Consider the following 18,786-nt stretch of genomic DNA (forward strand, 5'->3'; position numbering starts at 1 on the left):
ACGGCTCCGGGTCTGGCTTCCCCGATGGCTCGGAGTCACAGTGGCGCGACCGCGCGGAATCTCACCGCGTTCCGGGTGCCGTCGTCTGGCCGGTCGAGCGTAGGTCGCCACGAAGTGTCAGGTCAATGTGACGGAACCCGATCGGCGCAGGCTCGTTACCGCCGAACGGTCCGCGTGCCCCGCGCGGCGCATGCCAAAATCCAGCTATGACACCTGCGGTGGCGGCACTCGATGTCGGCGGAACGTCCATCAAGGCGGCCCTGTACGACGCTGACCTGAAAGACCTCGCCAGCCTGCGCGAGCCGACGGCGCGCGGAGCGGACGGCGAGGCGCTCGCGGACCAGGTCGCGCGGATCGTCGAAACGCTGGGCAAGCAGGCGGGCACCGGCACGCCCGACGCCGTCGGCGTGGTCATCCCGGGCATCGTCGACGACGTCGAGCGGGTGGCGCGGTTCTCGGCGAACCTCGACTTCCGGAACGTGCCGTTCGGCGAGATGCTCGACCGCAGGCTGGGGCTGCCGTTCGCGTTCGGGCACGACGTCCGCGCGGGCGGGCTCGCGGAGTTCCGGGTCGGCGCGGGCAAGGGCTGCACCGACGCCGCCTTCATCCCGGTCGGCACCGGGATCGCGGCCGCGCTCCAGCTCGACGGGAAGCTGTACGCGGCGGGTGGGCAAGGCGGCGAAATCGGGCATATCGACGTCGGCCACCGGTTGCCGTGCGGCTGCGGGGCGACCGGATGCCTCGAGGCGATCTCCTCCGCGTCGGCCATCGCCCGCCGCTACAGCGAGCACACCGGGCGCCCGGCCGAAGGCGCCGAGCAGGTGGTCGACGCCGCCCGGCACGGTGACGAAGCCGCGATCTCCGTGGTCAACGACGCGCTCGAGGGGCTCGGCCACGGCATCAAGACCCTGGTCACCTTGCTCGCGCCCGAAGTCGTCGTCCTCGGCGGCGGCCTGTTCACCGCGGGCGACTACGTCCTCGAGCCGGTGCGGGCGTGGCTGGCGGCGAACCTGCAGTTCCAGCGGATGCCCGAACTGCGGATCGCGCAGCTCGGCGACGAGGCCGGCAGGCTGGGCGCGGCGCTGCTGGCGCTCGACCGGCTCAAGCCTTGACCACCCGCACGCCTTCCTCCTCGAAGGCGAGCACTCGCGCGGGGTCCGCGCGGCCGTCGGTGACGAGAACATCGACATCGGTCGTCGCGCAGATCTTCGCGAAGGCGTGACCGCCGAGTTTTCCGCTGTCGGCGAGCACGACGACCTGACGGGCACGGGCCGCCATCAGCCGGTTCGTGCTCGCGTCGCCTTCGTGGTGCGCCTGCGCGCCGTGCACCGGGTCGAAGGCGTCCACCCCGAGGAACACCAGATCCAGCGAGATCTGGTCGAGGAACAGCTGTGACAGCGGCCCGGACAGGTCGAACGACTGCTGTCGCGCGACCCCGCCGGTCACCACGATCTTGATATTGGGCCGCACGGCGAGTTCGTGGGCGATGTTGAGCGCGTTCGTCACCACGGTGAGCGACGGCCCGCCGGTCGCCTCGCCCATATCCGGCCGGGTCGCGAGCGCGCGGCCCACTTCGGTGGCCGTCGTGCCGCCGTTGAGCCCGACCACCATGCCGGGGTCGACCATTTTGGCCGCGGCGGCGGAAATCCGTTGCTGTTCCGGCGCGTTGCGGGCCGCCTTGTGCCGTAACGGAAGGTCGTAGGCCACGTTGCTCGCGACGGCGCCGCCGCGAGTGCGGACCACGAGGTTCCGGCCGGCCAGGTGATCGAGATCCCGGCGGATCGTCGCGGGTGAGACACCGAGTTCGCCCGCCGAAACCTCGACGTCGACTTTTTCCCGCACTCCCACCATGTCCAATAAAGCCGTCAGCCGTTCATGGCGATTCATCTCCAGCTCCCTCCCCGAAGCGCGATGTCGCTTACCGCACCGGACAAAGTACTACGCGTCGCGATACGGGCGGAGGGAAGCAGCAGGTTTGGGACATCGGGAAGAAAAAGGCGCCGGCCACCCCCAGTGCGACCGGCGCCCGCTTTACGCCCGTTCCGGTGACGCCGGGCGGATAATCCGCCATCCGATCACCGGAACCGGCCGCAGTGCGTGAAGGATCAGCCCTTTCCGTCGAGTCCGCGCAAGAAGGCGAGTGACGGCATGAAGAAGTAGTCGCCGCCCTTCAAGGTCACCGCCTGCGGGATCGGATCCGCGGTCACCGTTCGCGTGCCCGCCCATTCCGCGGTGTAGCCGGATTCCGGGCGCGGGCCCTGACCGATCACCGGATCGAGCCCCGGCGGCTTGACCCCGTCGTCCGGGATCGGGAACCCGGGGTTGTTCGACCAGTTCGCCTGGGTGAACTCGAACTGGTCGCCCAGTGCCGAATTGAACGCCATGAACAACAGGCCGACCCCGCCGCTCGGCCGGGCCGAAGGCGGCAGGTCGGCGTTCGGGTCGTCGGCCCGTTCGCCGTACGGCACGCCTCGCCGCGCCATCAGGTGCAGACGCTCCCGCGGTGGCTCTTCCGCGCCGCCGCTGCCCCGCGGATTCGTCTTCCGGATATGGGCCTGGAAGGGGCATTTGGCGCCGGCGGCGTCGTTTCCGTAGTCGAAGTTGTTCGGTACCGGACTTTCCGCGCCTTCTTCCCGTTGCGCGGTCAGCGGCGTTCCGTCCTCGAACCGGCCGACGATCATCGCCCCCGCACGTTCCCGGTCTTCGCCGACGAGACCCAGCTGATCCGCCAGAGCCTCTTCCGACTGCTTGAACCGCCGCACGTTCTGTTCCAGTTTGCGGAAAACGAAGTAGCTGCCGAAATGCACCGCGGGATCGGGAGCCGCGTGATCGGGGACGAGCACCTGGTTCAGCGGCGCGGTCGGGTTCCAGACAGTGATCCCGTCCGATTCCGTCTTTTCCGCGCGGATGTCCTCGATCAGGAAGAGCGGCTGGCTCCGGCCGTCGACATAACCGAAATGTTCGATCCCATCGCCGTTGACGTTCAGACGGCCGAATCCGGTTTCCTCGGCGACCACGGAAATCGTCGGCGGAATCAGCGCCAGAACCTCGTTCCGGCGTGCGGTCATCGCCGCGTCCGCGCCGTCACCGATGATGACGACGGCGTGGATCTCGTCGTGATATCCACTGTCGAATGTGGAGCGCGGCGGGTCGTTCAGCTTCTCGCGGATCTCTTGCGCGCGCATGCCCACCAGGAAGGATCCGTCTTGTGGTCCCTCGACCTTCAGGAACCGGTAGCCTGCCGACGTCAGCCCGGTGCCGACGTAGGGCGTTCCCTTCACCCCTTCGGTCTTGAAGCGCTCGACCTCGGTCAAGTGGGTCTTCGCGGACTTCATCAGCGGGACGAGCGACGCGAGGAACTTCTTCGCGCTCGCGGCCTCCGAAAAACGGAGGAAAAGCGCGGAAAAATGGTCGCGATTGTGTGCTTTGAGGATGTTCGGCTGTAGTTCTTCGAGCATTTTCGCGGCGTCGCCGGTCGCGGTCTTCCATTCCAACGGCATGCTCAGGTCGACGGACATATCAAGGAACCCCCTCCTCGGAAACCCGTCCGGCGGCCAGGCGGATGGTGCCGGTCCCCGCCGCCGTCCGGGTCTTACCCCTTGATACAACCGATACCGAAACCTCGCCGTCCTCACCCGCAAGTACCCTCTTTCGGCGGTTTTATCACCCGAAAGAACCAAAGCGATGGTCACGCCCCGCAATTCGTCACCTACTTGCGAGAGTCACGCGCGTCGTCCAAGTACATGAAGGCCCCCTTCCTTGCGCCTGACGCAAGGAAGGGGGCCTTCATGTACTGAAGTGTCGCCTAGGTGAGCGGCCGGTCGGTCGGCGCGATCGGGGCGGGCAGCACGTCCCGCCCGGTGAGGAACGCGTCCACCCCGGCCGCGGCGGAGCGGCCTTCGGCGATCGCCCACACGATGAGCGACTGGCCGCGGCCCATGTCGCCCGCCACGAACACGTTGTCGACGCTGGTCTTGAAGGACTTGTCGCGGGCGACGTTGCCGCGCTGGTCCAGTTCGACGTCGAGCGACTCCAGCAGGCCTTCCCGCTCCGGGCCGACGAAGCCCATCGCGAGCAGCACCAGCTGCGCGGGCAGTTCGCGTTCCGTTCCGGGAACCGGGACGAACTTGCCCCCCTCGTTGCGCACCTCGACCAGCTTCAGCGCGCGCACGCGCCCGTCGGCGTCGGCCGCGAACTCCTGGGTGTTGACCGAGTACAGCCGCTCGCCGCCCTCTTCGTGCGCGGACGAGACGCGGTAGATCATCGGGTACGTCGGCCACGGATGCGCGTCCGACCGCGAAAGCGGCGGCTTCGGCATGATCTCCAGCTGCGTCACCGACTTCGCGCCCTGGCGGTGCGAGGTCCCGACGCAGTCCGCGCCGGTGTCGCCGCCGCCGATGACGACGACGTCGAGGCCCTCGGCGCTGATCGGCGACACGTCCAGCTCACCGGCGGCGACCCGGTTGGCGTGCGGGAGGAACTCCATCGCCTGGTGGACGCCGTCGTGCTCGCGGCCGTCGATCGGCAGGTCGCGCCACGCCGTCGCGCCACCGGCGAGGACCACGGCGTCGTAGGAGGACTTGAGTTCCTCGACGGTGAGGTCGACGCCGACGTTCACCGAGGTCCGGAACTCCGTGCCTTCGGCCCGCATCTGGTCGAGGCGCCGGTCGAGGCGGTGCTTCTCCATCTTGAATTCGGGGATGCCGTAGCGCAGCAGCCCGCCGATCTTGTCGGCCCGCTCGAAGACCACGACACTGTGGCCCGCGCGCGTGAGCTGCTGCGCCGCGGCGAGTCCCGACGGGCCGGATCCGACCACCGCCACCTTCTTGCCGGTCTTGACGACCGGCGGTTCCGGTGTGACCCAGCCTTCTTCGAAGGCCCGGTCGATGATCGAGATCTCGACCCGCTTGATGGTGACGGGATCGTCGTTGATCCCGAGCACACACGCCGTCTCGCACGGCGCCGGGCAGAGGGTCCCGGTGAACTCCGGGAAATTGTTGGTCGCGTGCAGCCGCTCGGCCGCCTCACGCCAATCGTCGCGCCAGGTCAGGGTGTTCCACTCGGGGATGAGGTTCCCGAGCGGACAGCCCTGGTGACAGAACGGGATGCCGCAGTCCATGCAGCGTCCGGCCTGCTTCTGCAGCTTCGACGTCGCGAAGTCCTCGTACACCTCGCGCCAGTCCATCAGGCGCAGGTCGACGGGACGGCTCTTGGGCGTCTCGCGAGTGGTGGTCAGAAAGCCCTTGGGGTCAGCCATGTGCGGCCTCCATGATCGCCTCGTTCACGTCACGCCCGTCACGCTCGGCCTCAGCCTGCGCCGCGAGCACGCGCTTGTAGTCCTTCGGCATGACCTTGCCGAACCGGTCGACGGCGGCGTCCCAATCGGCGAGCAGTGTGCGCGCGACCGCGGACTCCGTTTCGTCGTAATGCTTTTCGAGTGCCTCGCGCAGGAAGTCCACATCGGACGAATCCAGCGGGTCGACGTCGACCATCTCCGGGTTGATCCGGTGCGCGGGCAGGTCCAGCACGTAGGCGACACCGCCCGACATGCCTGCCGCGAAGTTGCGGCCCACGTTGCCGAGCACGACGACACGGCCACCGGTCATGTACTCGCAACCGTGGTCGCCGACGCCCTCGACGACGGCCAGCGCGCCGGAGTTGCGCACGCAGAACCGCTCGCCGACCTTGCCGCGGATGAAGATCTCGCCGCTGGTCGCGCCGTAGCCGATCACGTTGCCCGCGATGATGTGCTCTTCGGCGTTGTACCGCGCCACCTTCGGCGGCCGCACGATGAGCCGTCCACCGGAGAGACCCTTGCCGACGTAGTCGTTGCCGTCGCCGTAGAGCCGCAGCGTGATGCCCTTGGGCACGAACGCGCCGAACGACTGACCGGCGGTCCCGGTGAAGGTGACGTCGATCGTGTTGTCCGGCAGGCCTTCGCCGCCCCACCGCTTGGTGAGTTCGTGGCCGAGCATGGTGCCGACGGTCCGGTTCACGTTGCGGACCGGCAGTTCCAGCCGCACCTTGTCCCCGGAGGACAGCGCGCCCTCGGCGAGCTGGATCAGCGTGTTGTCGAGCGCCTTCTCCAGCCCGTGGTCCTGCACCGTCTGCTGGTGCCGCAGACCGGCCGGGGCCATCGCGGGCACGTGGAAGATCGGCGACAGGTCGAGCCCGGCGGCCTTCCAGTGATCGATGGCCTTGCGCTTGTCGAGCATCTCCGCGTGGCCGACGGCCTCGGCGATGGACCGGAAACCCAGCTCCGCCAGGTACTCCCGGACCTCCTGGGCGATGAACTCGAAGAAGTTCACCACGTACTCCGCCTTGCCGCTGAACTTCTCGCGCAGCTTGGGGTTCTGCGTCGCGACGCCGACCGGACAGGTGTCGAGGTGACACACCCGCATCATGATGCAGCCGGACACCACCAGCGGAGCGGTGGCGAAACCGAACTCCTCGGCGCCGAGGAGCGCGGCGATGACCACGTCACGGCCGGTCTTGAGCTGGCCGTCGGTCTGCACGACGATCCGGTCGCGCAGCCGGTTGGCCAGCAGCGTCTGCTGCGTCTCGGCGAGCCCGAGTTCCCACGGGCCGCCCGCGTGCTTGATCGACGACAGCGGGGAAGCACCGGTGCCGCCGTCGTGCCCGGAGATGAGCACGACGTCCGCGTGCGCCTTGGACACACCGGCCGCGACCGTGCCGACGCCGACCTCGGACACGAGCTTCACGTGGATGCGCGCGGCCGGGTTGGCGTTCTTGAGGTCGTGGATCAGCTGGGCGAGATCCTCGATCGAGTAGATGTCGTGGTGCGGGGGTGGCGAGATCAGCCCGACACCCGCCGTGGAGTGCCGCGTCTTCGCGATCCACGGGTACACCTTCGCGCCGGGCAGCTGGCCGCCCTCGCCGGGCTTCGCGCCCTGCGCCATCTTGATCTGGATGTCGTCGGCGTTGACAAGGTACTCGCTCGTGACGCCGAACCGGCCGCTCGCGACCTGCTTGACCGCGCTGCGGCGTTCGGGGTCGTAGAGCCGGTCCGGATCCTCGCCGCCCTCACCGGTGTTCGACTTGCCGCCGAGGCGGTTCATCGCGATGGCCAGGGTTTCGTGCATCTCCGCCGAAATCGAGCCGTAGGAGATCGCGCCGGTCGCGAACCGCTTGACGATCTCGGAGACCGGCTCGACCTCTTCGATCGGCACCGCGGGACGCTGCCCGATCTTGAAGTCGAACAGGCCGCGCAGCGTGTACAGCTTCTGCGCCTGGTCGTCGACGGCCTTCGTGTACTCTTTGAAGACCTCGTACTTCCCGGCACGGGTGGAGTGCTGCAGCTTGAACACCGTCTGCGGGTTGAACAGATGCGGCTCGCCCTCGCGGCGCCACTGGTAGTCCGAGCCGGTCTCCAGCTCGCGGTGGTTCGCGCGGAACCCGTCGCGCGGGAACGCCCGGCGGTGCCGCTCGGCGACTTCCAGCGCGAGCGTGTCGAAGCCGACGCCGCCGAGCCGGGAAGTGGTACCGGTGAAGCAGTTCTGGATGACCTCGTCGCCGAGCCCGACCGCTTCGAAGATCTGCGCGCCGGTGTAGGAGGCCACTGTGGACACGCCCATTTTCGACATCGTCTTGCGGACGCCCTTGCCCAGCGCCTTGATCAGGTTCGCGGTGGCCTGCTTGGCGGTGGCACCGGGGATCAGGCCCTGGTCGGCCATCTCCTCGACGGTCGCCATCGCCAGATACGGGTTCACCGCCGCGACGCCGTAGCCGATCAGCAGCGCGATGTGGTGCACCTCGCGCGCGTCGCCCGCCTCGACGATGAGGCCGACCTGCGTGCGGGTCTTCTCGCGCACCAGGTGGTGGTGCACCGCGCCGGTGAGCAGCAGCGAGGGGATACCCGCGTGGTCTTCGTCGATCCCGCGGTCGGACAGCACGATCAGCCGCGCGCCCTCGGCGATGGCCGCGGACACCTCGGCACGGATCTCGTCGAGCCGACGCACGAGCGCCTCGCCGCCGCCGTGGACGTCGTAGGTGCCGTGCACGGTGACCGCCTGGAACTCCGGAAGGTCGCCGTCGTCGTTGACGTGCACGAGCTTCGCGAACTCGTCGTTGTCCAGTACGGGGAAGGGCAGCACGATCCGGCGGCACGACTTCGCGTCGGCCTGAAGCAGGTTCGGCTGCGCGCCGAGCTGGGTGCCGAGCGCGGTGACGAGTTCTTCGCGGATCGCGTCCAGCGGCGGGTTGGTCACCTGGGCGAAGAGCTGGATGAAGTAGTCGAAGATCAGCCGAGGACGGCTGGACAGCGACGCGATGGGGGAGTCGTTGCCCATCGAGCCGATCGGCTCCGCGCCGGTGCGGGCCATCGGCTGGAGCAGGACGTCGAGTTCCTCTTCGGTGTAGCCGAAAGCCTGCTGACGGCGCACGAGCGCGGCGTGCGGAGGGATCTCGCGCTCACGCTCGGGAAGCCCGTCGAGCGGGAGCAGCCCGTCCTCGACCCATTCGTCGTACGGGTGCTCGGTGGCGAGCCGGTCCTTGATCTCCTCGTCCTCGACGATCCGGCCGGCGGCCGTGTCCACGAGGAACATGCGGCCCGGCTCCAACCGTCCTTTCCGGACGATCGTGGACTGCTCCAGCTCCAGCACGCCGACCTCGCTGGCGAGGACGACGAGGCCGTCTTCGGTGACCCAGTACCGGGCGGGGCGCAGGCCGTTGCGGTCGAGCACCGCGCCGATCTGGGTGCCGTCGGTGAACGAGACCAGCGCGGGGCCGTCCCACGGTTCCATCAGCGTCGAGTGGAACTCGTAGAACGCGCGGCGCGCGGGGTCCATCTCCTGATGGTTCTCCCAGGCCTCCGGGATCATCATCAGCACCGCGTGCGGCAGCGGCCGCCCGCCGAGGTGGAGCAGCTCCAGCACCTCGTCGAAGGACGCCGAGTCGCTCGCGCCGCGGGTGATGATCGGGTAGATCCGCTTGAGGTCACCGGGGATCAGGTCGGATTCGAGCAGCGCCTCACGCGCGTCCATCCAGTTGCGGTTGCCGCGCAGGGTGTTGATCTCGCCGTTGTGGGCGACGTACCGGTACGGATGCGCCAGCGGCCACGACGGGAAGGTGTTGGTGGAGAACCGGGAGTGCACCAGGCCGATGGCGCTGGTGACGCGCTCGTCGGTGAGGTCGGCGAAGAACTTCTCGACCTGCGGCTCGGTGAGCATTCCTTTGTAGACGATCGTGCGCGAAGACAGGCTTGGGAAGTACACGTCGTCCTCGACGAGCTCGTGCTCGGCGCGTTTGCGAACCACGAAGGCGGCGCGTTCCAGGGCAAGGCCCTCCAGCGCGTCCTGTCCTGTCAGGAACAGCTGGCTGAAATGCGGCATGGTCTCGGCCGCGCCCGTCCCGACGTGGTCGGTGTCGACGGGGAGGTCGCGCCAGCCGAGCACGCGCATGCCCTCTTCGGCGGCGACGCGCTCGATGGTCGTCATCGCCCGGCCGCGGGCGTTTTCGTCCTGCGGAAGGAAAGCCGTGCCGACGGCGTACGCGCCGGGCTCGGGAAGTTCGAAGCCGACGACCTCGCGGTAGAACTCGTCGGGGACCTGGATGAGGATCCCGGCGCCGTCGCCGGTCTCCGGGTCGGCGCCGCGGGCTCCGCGATGTTCCAGGTTCCGCAGCGCGATCAGTGCTTTGGCGACGATGCCGTGATCGCGTTTACCGGAGAGGTCTGCGACGAACGCGACACCACAGGCGTCATGTTCGAACTCCGGGTCGTACAGGCCTTCGGGGGCCTTGCTGCCCTTGTTGCTGGCATGGTGGGTCACGGCTGGCCGCCTCCCAAGGCGTCGGCGCGACCGGTACCACTCCGTTCGGGTGGTTCGTACGTGAACCAGTTAACGGAGTGGTCCGGGACCGCGATGGTCAGTCGAGAGGGAACGATCCCGCCCGCGGAAACGGGGGCAGGCCTCGTAGAGCCGCACTGCACTGGGCGGCCGATGCGCATATCGGTACTGCTGTGCACATGGGTGCCGTCTGGCCACTGTGGTGGGCGGCTGACGGGTACACGTGTTACTCCCGGGTTCGCCGGTCTTATGACGATAGTGTGAAATCGCTGTTATCGACATACGTCTCTTGGTCGGGGTGGGAAATGCCACGCGGGCGTTGACTTCAAACATCATCTGCCCACTGACTGGAATGAGATGTCCACTGAGTGGAGCATCGGCGCTCTGACCTGCGTAAACGATCGCTCACCTAGTCCGAAAGTGTGACCTGGGTCGCGCGGGAGAGTGGGTTTCACCGGTGTTGCGGTGACCCGCGGTGACCGGCGGATCGCCCGAACGGCAGAGCGTCCTGCCTGGTTTGAGAGGCTTGGCCGATGGCGGATCGTTATCTCACCGTGGCGGGCACCGGGGTCCACGAGATCGAAATCCGGCGGTCACGCTTCCTCTGCGCGCTCGCCCCGGTCACCTCGGAAGAGGCCGCGCGTGCGGTGATCGCCGCCAGGAAGAAGGCCGATCCGGCGGCCCGGCACCACTGTCACGCGTTCGTGTTGGGCGCCGATGGGCGCGCTCAGCGTTCCAGCGACGACGGTGAGCCCGCGGGCACGGCGGGCACGCCGATGCTCGAGGTGCTCCGCCGCCGGGAGCTGACCGACACGGTCGCGGTGGTGACCCGGTACTTCGGCGGGGTGCTGCTCGGTGCCGGCGGCCTGATCCGCGCGTACGGGCAGGCCGTTTCGGAGGCCGTCGACGTCATCGGCGTCCAGGAGTACCGGCGGCTGCGGCTGGTGGAGGTCGTCGTCGACTACGACCGGGCCGGACGGCTGGAGAACGACATCCGCTCGTCGCCGTACCTGCTGCACGCGACCCGCTTCGAGGACGTCGCCCACTTCGACGTCGGGCTCGCGCCCGACCAGGGCGACGCGTTCCACGCCTGGCTCGCCGACCTGACCGGCGGGGAGGCCCTCGCCGAGGAGATCGGCGAAACCTGGCTGCCCACCCCGTGACTCACGTGATCAAACCCGTAACTCACGTGATTGGAGGCGTAACTCGCGTGATTGAAGGCGTAACTCTCTGATCACGTGTGTTACGCCTCTGATCACGCGAGTGACGTCTCTGATCACGCGAGTGACGGGTCTGGTCACGGGTGGGTGCGGGCCTGCCACTCTTCCAGTGTGATGGCGTACTCGACCTCGCCCTCCTCCGTGCCGGGGATCGGGTTGTCGAAGTGCTCGTGATAGGTCCGGACGTGCCGCATCCCGATCTTCTCCATGACCCGCCGGGACCCCAGGTTCACCGCCATCGTCCCCGCCCAGACCCGCTGGGCACCCAGTTCCGTGAAACCCTTCTCCAGGAGTGCGAGCGAACCTTCGGTCGCGTAGCCCTTGCCCCAGGAAGACCGGCTCAGCCGGTAGCCCAGTTCGGGATCGTCCGTGTGATGACCACGCAACGGACGGAAATGGAACCACCCCAGAAAAGACCCGCTGGATTTCTCGATCGCCGCCCAGAACCCGTAACCGGGGAAACGCTCGTAGTAACCGAGAAACGCGGGAAGGTCGTGTTCTTCGATCTCCGCCCTGTCGGCGGGTTCGCCCCCATTGAGGTATCGCATGACTTCTGGGTCGTCGTAGAGCGCGAACAGGTCGTCGACGTCGGCGTCGGTGAACTGTCGCAGCAGGAGCCGCTCGGTCTCCAGAAAGACACGCATCGGCAAAGCGTGGCGCCGAGGGCGTGCCCGGGCAACCCGTTTTACGCGGCGACCCCGGGCCTGGCGAGGCCGCCCAGCGCCACCGCTCCGGCGTCGGTGAGCAGGGCGGGCACGCGCTCACCCCAGCGGCCGCCCCTGGCGGGCGCCACCAGGCCGAGGTGGGCCAGGCGGTGCGCGGTGTGCTGGTCGCAGCAGGCGAGGCCGTCGACGAACAGGTCCGGCTCGCAGCTACAGCTGATTTCGGCGTGGCCCTCGGCCACGGCTCTCAGGGTGGCCCGCTCACGATGGTTCAGTTCCGTCCGAACGTCCATGGCGTGCCTCCTTTCTGTTCCGCTCTGAACAGTGAAACCCATACCCCCGACAGTTTCCGTCTTCTACGATGCGAAGTCTCGGATTTAGGGCGTACTCAAGGGTGGTGTGTCGCGTATTCAAGGGTGAACACCTAGGGGTTCTCACCCGGTATTCGGCGCGGAAGCGGTTCCAGCTCGGTCTTGCGCAGATGCCGGAAAATGATCGAACTCCGGAATCCGATGATCTCTTTGCGCTTCGCCAACCGATCCACCAGGAATGCGTGGAGCTGATCGACGTCCTGCGCGGCGACGTGGATCAGGAAATCATCGCTGCCCGCGGTGACGAAGACCGAAAGGACCTCCGGCAATTCCGCGACCGAACGCTGGAAGGAGTCGATCACCTCCCGGCTCAGCGGCCGCACCTGCGCCGAGACCATCGCCTGCACGCCGCGGTTGAGGCTGCGCAGGTCGATGTCCGCGTGATACCCGCGGATGACGCCGCGCTCCCGCAGCAGCCGCGTGCGTTCCAGGCAGGTCGACGGCGCGACGCCGACCTTGCGGGCGATGTCGCGGTTCGACTGCCGCGCATCCGCCTGGAGTTCCCGGATGATCGCCGAATCAAGTTCGTCCATGCCCACTCCTTCGCGTCTCCTGCCGAATAACGTTCGGCAGAACCCCTGCAAACCTGAGGATCAGCCTAACTTCGGCGCAAGTAGGTGACTAATTGCGTGGAAGGGAACGAAATGTCCGTACAGGAGCTGGTCGTCCGGCGGGGCCGCCGATCCGGGGTGACCACCATGGTGGCGGTGCACTCGCGCACGCTCGGTCCGGCCGTCGGCGGCTGCCGGTTCAAGGTCTATCCGCGCATCGACGACGCGATCGGCGACGTCCTGCGGCTGTCCGCGGCGATGACGCGCAAATGCGCTGTCGCGGGCCTGGACTTCGGCGGCGGCAAAAGTGTCGTCGCCCTCGATGCCGTGCCGACCGCCGAGCAGCGGCGCGAGATCCTGCTCGACCACGCCGACCTCATCGAGTCACTCGACGGCGCGTATCTCGCCGGCCCGGACGTCGGCACCGGCCCGGAGGACATGCTGGTGCTGAGTGAACGGACCCCGCACGTGTTCTGCCTCCCCGAGGAGCACGGCGGCACCGGTTCGTCGAGCGGGCCGACCGCCGTCGGGGTGCTCGCCGCGTTGCGAGCGGGCGCGCGAGCGGTCTTCGGCGACCACGACATGAAAGGCCGCCGGGTGGTCATCAGCGGCTACGGCTCGGTCGGCGCCCACCTCGCCGCCGACCTGGTCGAGCAGGGCGCGAAGGTCACCGTGTCCGATGTGGACGAACGACGCCTCGCCGCCGCCGGGGAGCAGGGCCTGGGCGTCGCCCGGCCGGAGGAGGTGCTCGGCATCGAGGCCGACGTCCTGATCCCGGCCGCCGTCGGCGGGGTCTTCGGCCCCGGAACCGAGGTCGCCGCGCCGCTCGTCGTCGGCCCGGCCAACAACCAGCTCACCGACGATATGGTGGCGGAAGACCTCGCCGCCAAGGGAGTCCTGTGGATCCCGGACTTCGTCGCGAGTGCCGGGGGAGTCGTCTACACGCTCGGCCGCGAGGCCGAAAGACTCACCCACGCCGCGGCACTCGCCCGCGTCGAAACTCTGGAGGAGACGACGCGAAGGCTTCTCGACGCCGCTTCGGCCAACGGCACCACACCGTTGGCCGAAGCGGACGCACTCGCCGAAGCCCGCCTCACTTCTGGTGCGGGGCCACGTACTCCTTCGCCTCGGGAGCCTCGAACAGCGGCTTGACGTAGCGGACCCCGCCCTCGGCCGACGCGTCCGGTGTCGCCGCGTACACCTGGCGCGTCGCCGGGGTGCCCGCCTTCGAGAAGTCCAGTGCCGCCACCAGATCGCCGGTGCTCGCCGACGTCGTCTGCTTCAGTGCCGCGGCGATACCCTCCCGGGTGAGGTCCTTGTTCTCGCAGGCCTTCTTGAGCACCGTGCCCCACACCTCGCCGACCGCGTAGCCGTAGGGGATCCCGCCGTTCGGGGTCTCCTTGTACGCCGCCTTGTACTTCGTCGCGACGTCCTTGGCCTTGGGGATGTCGGCGGAGAACGGCACGCTGCTGGCGACGATCGTCAGCTTGTCCAGCGCGTTCGCCGCCGGGCTCTTCAGCAGCACGGGGTCGAACACCGGGTTGTTGCCGAGTACGGGGACGTTCAGCCCGAGCGCCTTGTTCGCCGCGAGCGCGGAACCGGTCTGCGCGGGGGTGGTGGTGAGGACGATGGACTTCACCCCGGCGCCCTTGAGGCCGGTGACGATGTTGGTGAGGTCGTTGTCGGTCGAGGTCACCTTGACCTCCTTGACCGTCAGATTGTGCTTCTTGGCGTAGAACTGCGAGCCGCGCAGGCCGTTCTTGCCGTACTCGCCGTCGATGTAGACGTGCCCGATCGTGTCGCCGTCCTTCACCAGGCCCTGTTCCTGGAAGTACGACAGCCCGTCGATGATCTCCAGGTCGTACGTCGTCCCGACGATCATCACGTACGGATTGTCGAGCAGTTCGGAAGACCACGACGCGGGCGCGGCGACGGTCTTGTCCGAGGCGATGTTCTGCTTCAACGCGGCCACCACCGGCGAGCCGAGCAGCTGCACGAAGCCGAGCACCTTCGGCTCGATCTGCGGATACAGCGTCTTCGCCGTGTCCGCCTTGTAGCCGTGGTCGACGGTCTCGAGTTTGACCTGACGGCCGCATGCCCCGCCCGCGGTGTTGAAGTCCTTGGCCCACAACTCGTTGCCCTGCGTGATGCCGAGCCCGAGGTTCTTGAACACCCCCGTCTTGTCGGTCATCACGCCGAGGGTGATCTCCGAAGCCGTCACCCCTTTGTCGGTCTTGACGCCCGAACCGTCCGCCCCCGAGGACCCCGAGTCGCCCGCTTTCGTGCTGCACGCCGAGAGGGCGAGGACCGCCGCCAGCGCGACGGCCGGATATGTGCGCTTCATTTGTCTTGCTCCTCCGGGAGATGAGGTTTCCTGACGGACGTGATTCGGCGGCCGATCGCGGCGAGCCCACCCGGTTCGAAGAGCACCACGAGGATGATCGCGGCACCGTAGACGAACGAGCTGACCAGGATCGGGGTCAAGGCGCCGTCGCCGGTTCCGGAGAACCAGCCGAGATCGGCGGAATACAGCGAAAGCACCTGCGGCAGCCCGTTGACGATCAGCGCGCCGACCAGCGCGCCCGGCACCGAGCCGAGTCCCCCGATGATCACCATGGCCAGGAAGGCGATGGAGATGTTGATGCCGTACGTACCGAATTCGCTCTCGTCGGGTTTGAGGATGTCGAACCACAGCACGGTCATCGCGCCGGCGAGCCCCGCGTACGCCGAGGAGACCGCGAACGCGCCCGCCTTGGCGCGCGTGACGCTGACACCCATCACGGACGCGGCGGCTTCGTTGTCCCGCACCGCCCGCCACGACCGGCCGACCCGGCTGCGCACCGCCGCCTTGGCGACCACGAACGCGAGCACGGTCAGCAGCAGGAACAGGTACCAGAGCCGTTCCGCCTGCCGGATCGGCACACCCATCAGTTCGATCTCCGGGCCGCCGTTGGTGAACGGGAAACCGAACAGCGAGAACGGTTCGGGGGTGCGCCCGGTCGACGTCCCGCCGGTCAGCGTTTCGGCCGACTGTCCGAAGTAGAGCCCGAGGAACACCAGGGACAGCGACGCGACACCGAGGTAGATCCCGCGCAGCCGTCCGGAAACCGGCGCGAACGCCAGCCCCAGCAGAGCGGTGATGACCACCGCGCCGACCAGCGACAAAGCGGGATCGAGGCCGAGCCCGAACACGCGCTCGTCGTCGGCGGGTCCGGAAAGGACGGTGTACCCGGTCGCGCCCGCCAGCAGGAAGAACGCGTGCGCCAGCGACAGCTGTCCGGCCTGCCCGACGAGCAGGGTCAGCCCGATCGCGCCGACCCCGCCGATCATCATGTACTGCCCGGCCTTCAGCCAGGCGGCGTCGAGGTACAGCGGGATCGCCAGCAGGACGACGAGCAGCGCGACCCAGGCCAGCGCCTTGAGCAGCCGCCCCCGATCGCGTTTCGCGGGTGGTGCGGGCGGAGCCGAGGCAGGAGTTTTCACAGCGGTGTCAGACACGTGTGCTCTCCCTCGTCCCGAACAACCCCGACGGCCGCACCACCAGCACCACGAGCATCACGAGGAAGACCGCGCTCTTGGAGAAGTCGAACGACACGTACTGCGCCGAAAGCGCCTCGACCAGCCCGACGACCAGGCCGCCCACCACCGCGCCCGCCGTCGAGTCGAGCCCGCCGAGGATGGCCGCGGGGAACGCCGCGAGCGCGATGGAGTGCGTGCCGCGGGACAGTCCCGCGCCGGAGAAGTCCTGTGTGGCGATGAAGAGCACCGCGACCCCGGCGAGCACCCCGGCGACCACCCACGCCGTCGCCGTCACCCGGGAACTGCGGATCCCCATCAGCGCGGCGGCTTCGCGGTTCTCGGCCTGGGCCCGCATCGCGACACCCCAGTTCGAGTACTTGAAGGCCAAGGTGAACGCGGTGATCAGCACGGCGGCGACCACCAACGCCACCAGATGCGTGCGGAACAGGGTGATCCCGCCGATCTGGAACGGCTGCGCGTCCCAGGCGTCGCCGAGGAAGGGCAGCGTGACGCCGAGGCGCCGCACGATCTCCTCGGTGACGATCACGTCGACGCCGATGGTCAGCAACGCCAGGCTGTTCGCGTCCGCGTGCCGCGAGCGGGACAGCAGGAACCGTTCCAGCAGGAGGGCCAGCAGACCGGCGGAGACGATGCCGACCAGTGAAGCGCCCGCCCAGCCGAGTGATTCGCGGGTCACGACGACCAGGTAGCCGCCGAAGAGCACGAGCGAGCCGTGCGCGAAGTTGACCACCTCGGTGGCCTTGAAGATGATCACGAAACCCAGCGCCAGCAACGCGAACACCGCGCCCTTGCCGAGTCCGTTCACCACGAGTTGCAGGAAAGTGTTCACGCCGTGGCCTCCGTGCCGAGATATGCCCTGATCACGTCCGGATCCGACTGGACCTCGGCCGGTGTGCCGTCGGCGATGCGCCTGCCGAAGTCCAGGACGGTGACCCGGTCCGCGATGCCCATCACCAGCCCCATGTCGTGTTCCACCAGCAGGATCGAGATACCGAGTTCGTCACGGACGTCACGGATCGTCCCGGCCAGTTCGGCGGTCTCGGTCGCGTTCATGCCCGCCGCGGGTTCGTCGAGCAGGAGCAGAACCGGTTCGACGGCGAGCGCGCGGGCGAGGTCGACGCGTTTCACCGCGCCGTAGGGCAGCGCGCCGACCGGGAGGTCCACCAGTGCGCCGATGCCGAGGAAGTCGCAGATCTCCCGGACCCGTTCGGAATGGCGCCGTTCGGCCCGGACCGTCCACGGCAGACGGAGCCCGCAGGCGAGGAAACCGCCCTTGGTCAGCGCGTGCCGTCCGAGCATGACGTTGTCGAGCACGGTGGAGCCGGGGGAGAGGGCGGCGTTCTGGAACGACCGGCCGACCCCGAGGCCGGCGAGCCGGTGTGGCGGGAGTCCGGAAAGGACAGTGTCGCCGAGGCGGACACTGCCGGTGTCCGCCCGGTAGAGCCCGCTGATCACGTTGAAACAGCTGGACTTCCCGGCGCCGTTCGGGCCGATGAGCGCGTGCAGCGAACCTGAGCCGACGGTGAACGAGACGTCGTCCAGCGCGGTGATCCCGCCGAAGCGCAGGGTCACGTTGTCGACGTGCAACTCGGGCGGCGTCATCCGGCCCACCTCGTCAAGCTCCGGCCCGCGCGCTGCTTGCGGGCGTCGGCGGCTTCGGCCTCGGCGGTGGCCTGCGATTCGGCGTGACCGCCGAGGTAGAGCCGCTGGACCTCCTCGCTCGCCGCGAGCTCGGCCGTCGTCCCGGCCAGTGCGACCCGGCCCACCTCGAGGACGATCGCGTGATCGGCGACGCGCAACGCCATCACGGCGTTCTGCTCGACCAGCACCACGGCGGTGCCCTGCTCGTGGATCTCGCGGATGATGTCGCCGATCCGCTCGACGATCTTCGGCGCGAGGCCGAGGGAGGGTTCGTCGAGCAGCAGGAGCCGCGGGCCGGACATCAGCGCGCGGCCGATGGCGAGCATCTGCTGCTCACCGCCGGAAAGCAGGCCCGCGCGTTGTTTGGCCCGCTCGGACAGGACCGGGAAGAGCTCGTCGACGCGTTTGCGGGCGGCGGCGCGTTGCTCGGGGGAGCGGGCGCCGATCCCGCCCGCGCGCAGGTTCTCCTCGACCGTCATCCGCGCGAAAACCTGGCGGCCTTCGGGGACGCCGACCACGCCGAGACCGACGATGCGGGCAGGGTCGAGTTTGGACAGTGGTTTGCCGTCGTAGCGCACCTCGCCCGCGGAAACCGAGCCCCGGTGCATACGCAGCGTGCCCGACACGGTGCGGAGCAGCGTCGATTTCCCGGCACCGTTGCTGCCGAGCACCGCCAGCACCCCATCGGGCGAAACATCGAGGTCGACCCCGTGCAGTGCGGCCACCGATCGGCCGTACCGCACCTGAAGATCACGGACACTCAGCAAGCCGCCTCCTCCGTTCGTGTGACACGAGTCACGATCGGTGGCGGTCATCCTGCGTGGGCACCCTCCGTTGCGTTACCCCCACCTGGAGACCCACACGGCTACAAAACGGACACAGTGCTCGTCTGTCGCGCGCTGACGGAAACGTTCCGCAGGGCGCCGGACCGAAGAGGACTCGCGTGATCTTGCGGGGCGCCCTGCAAAACGTTTCCGTGGCCTTCGGCCCAAAGA

15 protein-coding genes are annotated in these 18,786 nt (G+C 68.3%); 3 read left to right on the plus strand and 12 right to left on the minus strand.

The features are described from left to right. Positions 1-218: 218 nt before the first annotated feature. The gene (locus tag DL991_RS19385; RefSeq protein ID WP_125785777.1) at positions 219-1,112 is read left to right on the plus strand and encodes an ROK family protein; all 894 of its coding nucleotides are present in this window, start codon (positions 219-221) and stop codon (positions 1,110-1,112) included. Here the strand turns inward: DL991_RS19385 and DL991_RS19390 are convergent. The 4 genes from DL991_RS19390 to gltB form a co-directional block, all read right to left on the minus strand. Further along, a complete protein-coding gene (locus DL991_RS19390; RefSeq protein ID WP_125785734.1) occupies positions 1,102-1,887 on the minus strand; it encodes a DeoR/GlpR family DNA-binding transcription regulator in 786 nt (261 codons plus the stop codon). The genes DL991_RS19385 and DL991_RS19390 overlap by 11 nt on opposite strands. A gap of 218 nt (positions 1,888-2,105) precedes the next feature. Further along, positions 2,106-3,518, minus strand: a complete 1,413-nt coding sequence (locus tag DL991_RS19395) for a Dyp-type peroxidase (RefSeq protein WP_125785735.1) — start codon at positions 3,516-3,518, stop codon at positions 2,106-2,108. A 287-nt stretch (positions 3,519-3,805) separates the two neighbouring features. After that, complete coding sequence (locus DL991_RS19400) at positions 3,806-5,257, minus strand: glutamate synthase subunit beta (RefSeq protein ID WP_125785736.1); 1,452 nt, start codon at positions 5,255-5,257, stop codon at positions 3,806-3,808. After that, on the minus strand, positions 5,250-9,788 hold the full coding sequence (gene gltB / locus DL991_RS19405) for a glutamate synthase large subunit (RefSeq protein WP_125785737.1): 4,539 nt from the start codon (positions 9,786-9,788) through the stop codon (positions 5,250-5,252). Before gltB ends, DL991_RS19400 begins: the two co-directional genes overlap by 8 nt. A 551-nt stretch (positions 9,789-10,339) precedes the next feature. On the opposite strand from gltB, the gene DL991_RS19410 reads away from it, so the two are divergent. After that, complete coding sequence (locus DL991_RS19410) at positions 10,340-10,969, plus strand: YigZ family protein (RefSeq protein WP_125785738.1); 630 nt, start codon at positions 10,340-10,342, stop codon at positions 10,967-10,969. 134 nt (positions 10,970-11,103) lie between these two features. On the opposite strand, the gene DL991_RS19415 is transcribed toward DL991_RS19410, so the two are convergent. The 3 genes from DL991_RS19415 to DL991_RS19425 all read right to left on the minus strand — a co-directional run bounded on the left by DL991_RS19415 (position 11,104) and on the right by DL991_RS19425 (position 12,592). Beyond that, the gene (locus tag DL991_RS19415) at positions 11,104-11,670 is read right to left on the minus strand and encodes a GNAT family N-acetyltransferase (RefSeq protein WP_125785739.1); all 567 of its coding nucleotides are present in this window, start codon (positions 11,668-11,670) and stop codon (positions 11,104-11,106) included. A gap of 41 nt (positions 11,671-11,711) precedes the next feature. After that, positions 11,712-11,981, minus strand: coding sequence for a hypothetical protein (locus tag DL991_RS19420; protein ID WP_125785740.1), 270 nt, complete (start codon positions 11,979-11,981; stop codon positions 11,712-11,714). A 131-nt stretch (positions 11,982-12,112) separates the two neighbouring features. Continuing rightward, the gene (locus DL991_RS19425; protein ID WP_125785741.1) at positions 12,113-12,592 is read right to left on the minus strand and encodes an Lrp/AsnC family transcriptional regulator; all 480 of its coding nucleotides are present in this window, start codon (positions 12,590-12,592) and stop codon (positions 12,113-12,115) included. 111 nt (positions 12,593-12,703) lie between these two features. On the opposite strand from DL991_RS19425, the gene DL991_RS19430 reads away from it, so the two are divergent. Continuing rightward, entirely contained in the window at positions 12,704-13,762 is a 1,059-nt protein-coding gene (locus tag DL991_RS19430) for a Glu/Leu/Phe/Val dehydrogenase dimerization domain-containing protein (RefSeq protein WP_125785742.1), read from the plus strand. Here the strand turns inward: DL991_RS19430 and DL991_RS19435 are convergent. Genes DL991_RS19435 through DL991_RS19455 form a run of 5 tightly spaced genes read right to left on the minus strand, consistent with a single transcriptional unit; the run spans position 13,704 to position 18,558 of the window. After that, complete coding sequence (locus DL991_RS19435; RefSeq protein WP_125785743.1) at positions 13,704-14,954, minus strand: ABC transporter substrate-binding protein; 1,251 nt, start codon at positions 14,952-14,954, stop codon at positions 13,704-13,706. The two genes, DL991_RS19430 and DL991_RS19435, sit on opposite strands and share 59 nt — an antisense overlap. Next, entirely contained in the window at positions 14,951-16,108 is a 1,158-nt protein-coding gene (locus tag DL991_RS19440; RefSeq protein ID WP_125785744.1) for a branched-chain amino acid ABC transporter permease, read from the minus strand. The genes DL991_RS19435 and DL991_RS19440 overlap by 4 nt, the downstream gene beginning before the upstream one ends. After that, on the minus strand, positions 16,101-16,979 hold the full coding sequence (locus tag DL991_RS19445) for a branched-chain amino acid ABC transporter permease (protein ID WP_125785745.1): 879 nt from the start codon (positions 16,977-16,979) through the stop codon (positions 16,101-16,103). The genes DL991_RS19440 and DL991_RS19445 overlap by 8 nt, the downstream gene beginning before the upstream one ends. Beyond that, the gene (locus tag DL991_RS19450) at positions 16,976-17,752 is read right to left on the minus strand and encodes an ABC transporter ATP-binding protein (RefSeq protein ID WP_199754008.1); all 777 of its coding nucleotides are present in this window, start codon (positions 17,750-17,752) and stop codon (positions 16,976-16,978) included. Before DL991_RS19450 ends, DL991_RS19445 begins: the two co-directional genes overlap by 4 nt. Then, positions 17,749-18,558 carry an ABC transporter ATP-binding protein gene (locus DL991_RS19455; protein ID WP_125785747.1) on the minus strand — a complete coding sequence of 270 codons (810 nt, stop codon included), beginning with the start codon at positions 18,556-18,558 and terminating at the stop codon, positions 17,749-17,751. Before DL991_RS19455 ends, DL991_RS19450 begins: the two co-directional genes overlap by 4 nt. Positions 18,559-18,786: the final 228 nt, after the last annotated feature.

The organism is Amycolatopsis sp. WAC 01375 (assembly GCF_003947325.1).
GTDB lineage: Bacteria > Actinomycetota > Actinomycetes > Mycobacteriales > Pseudonocardiaceae > Amycolatopsis.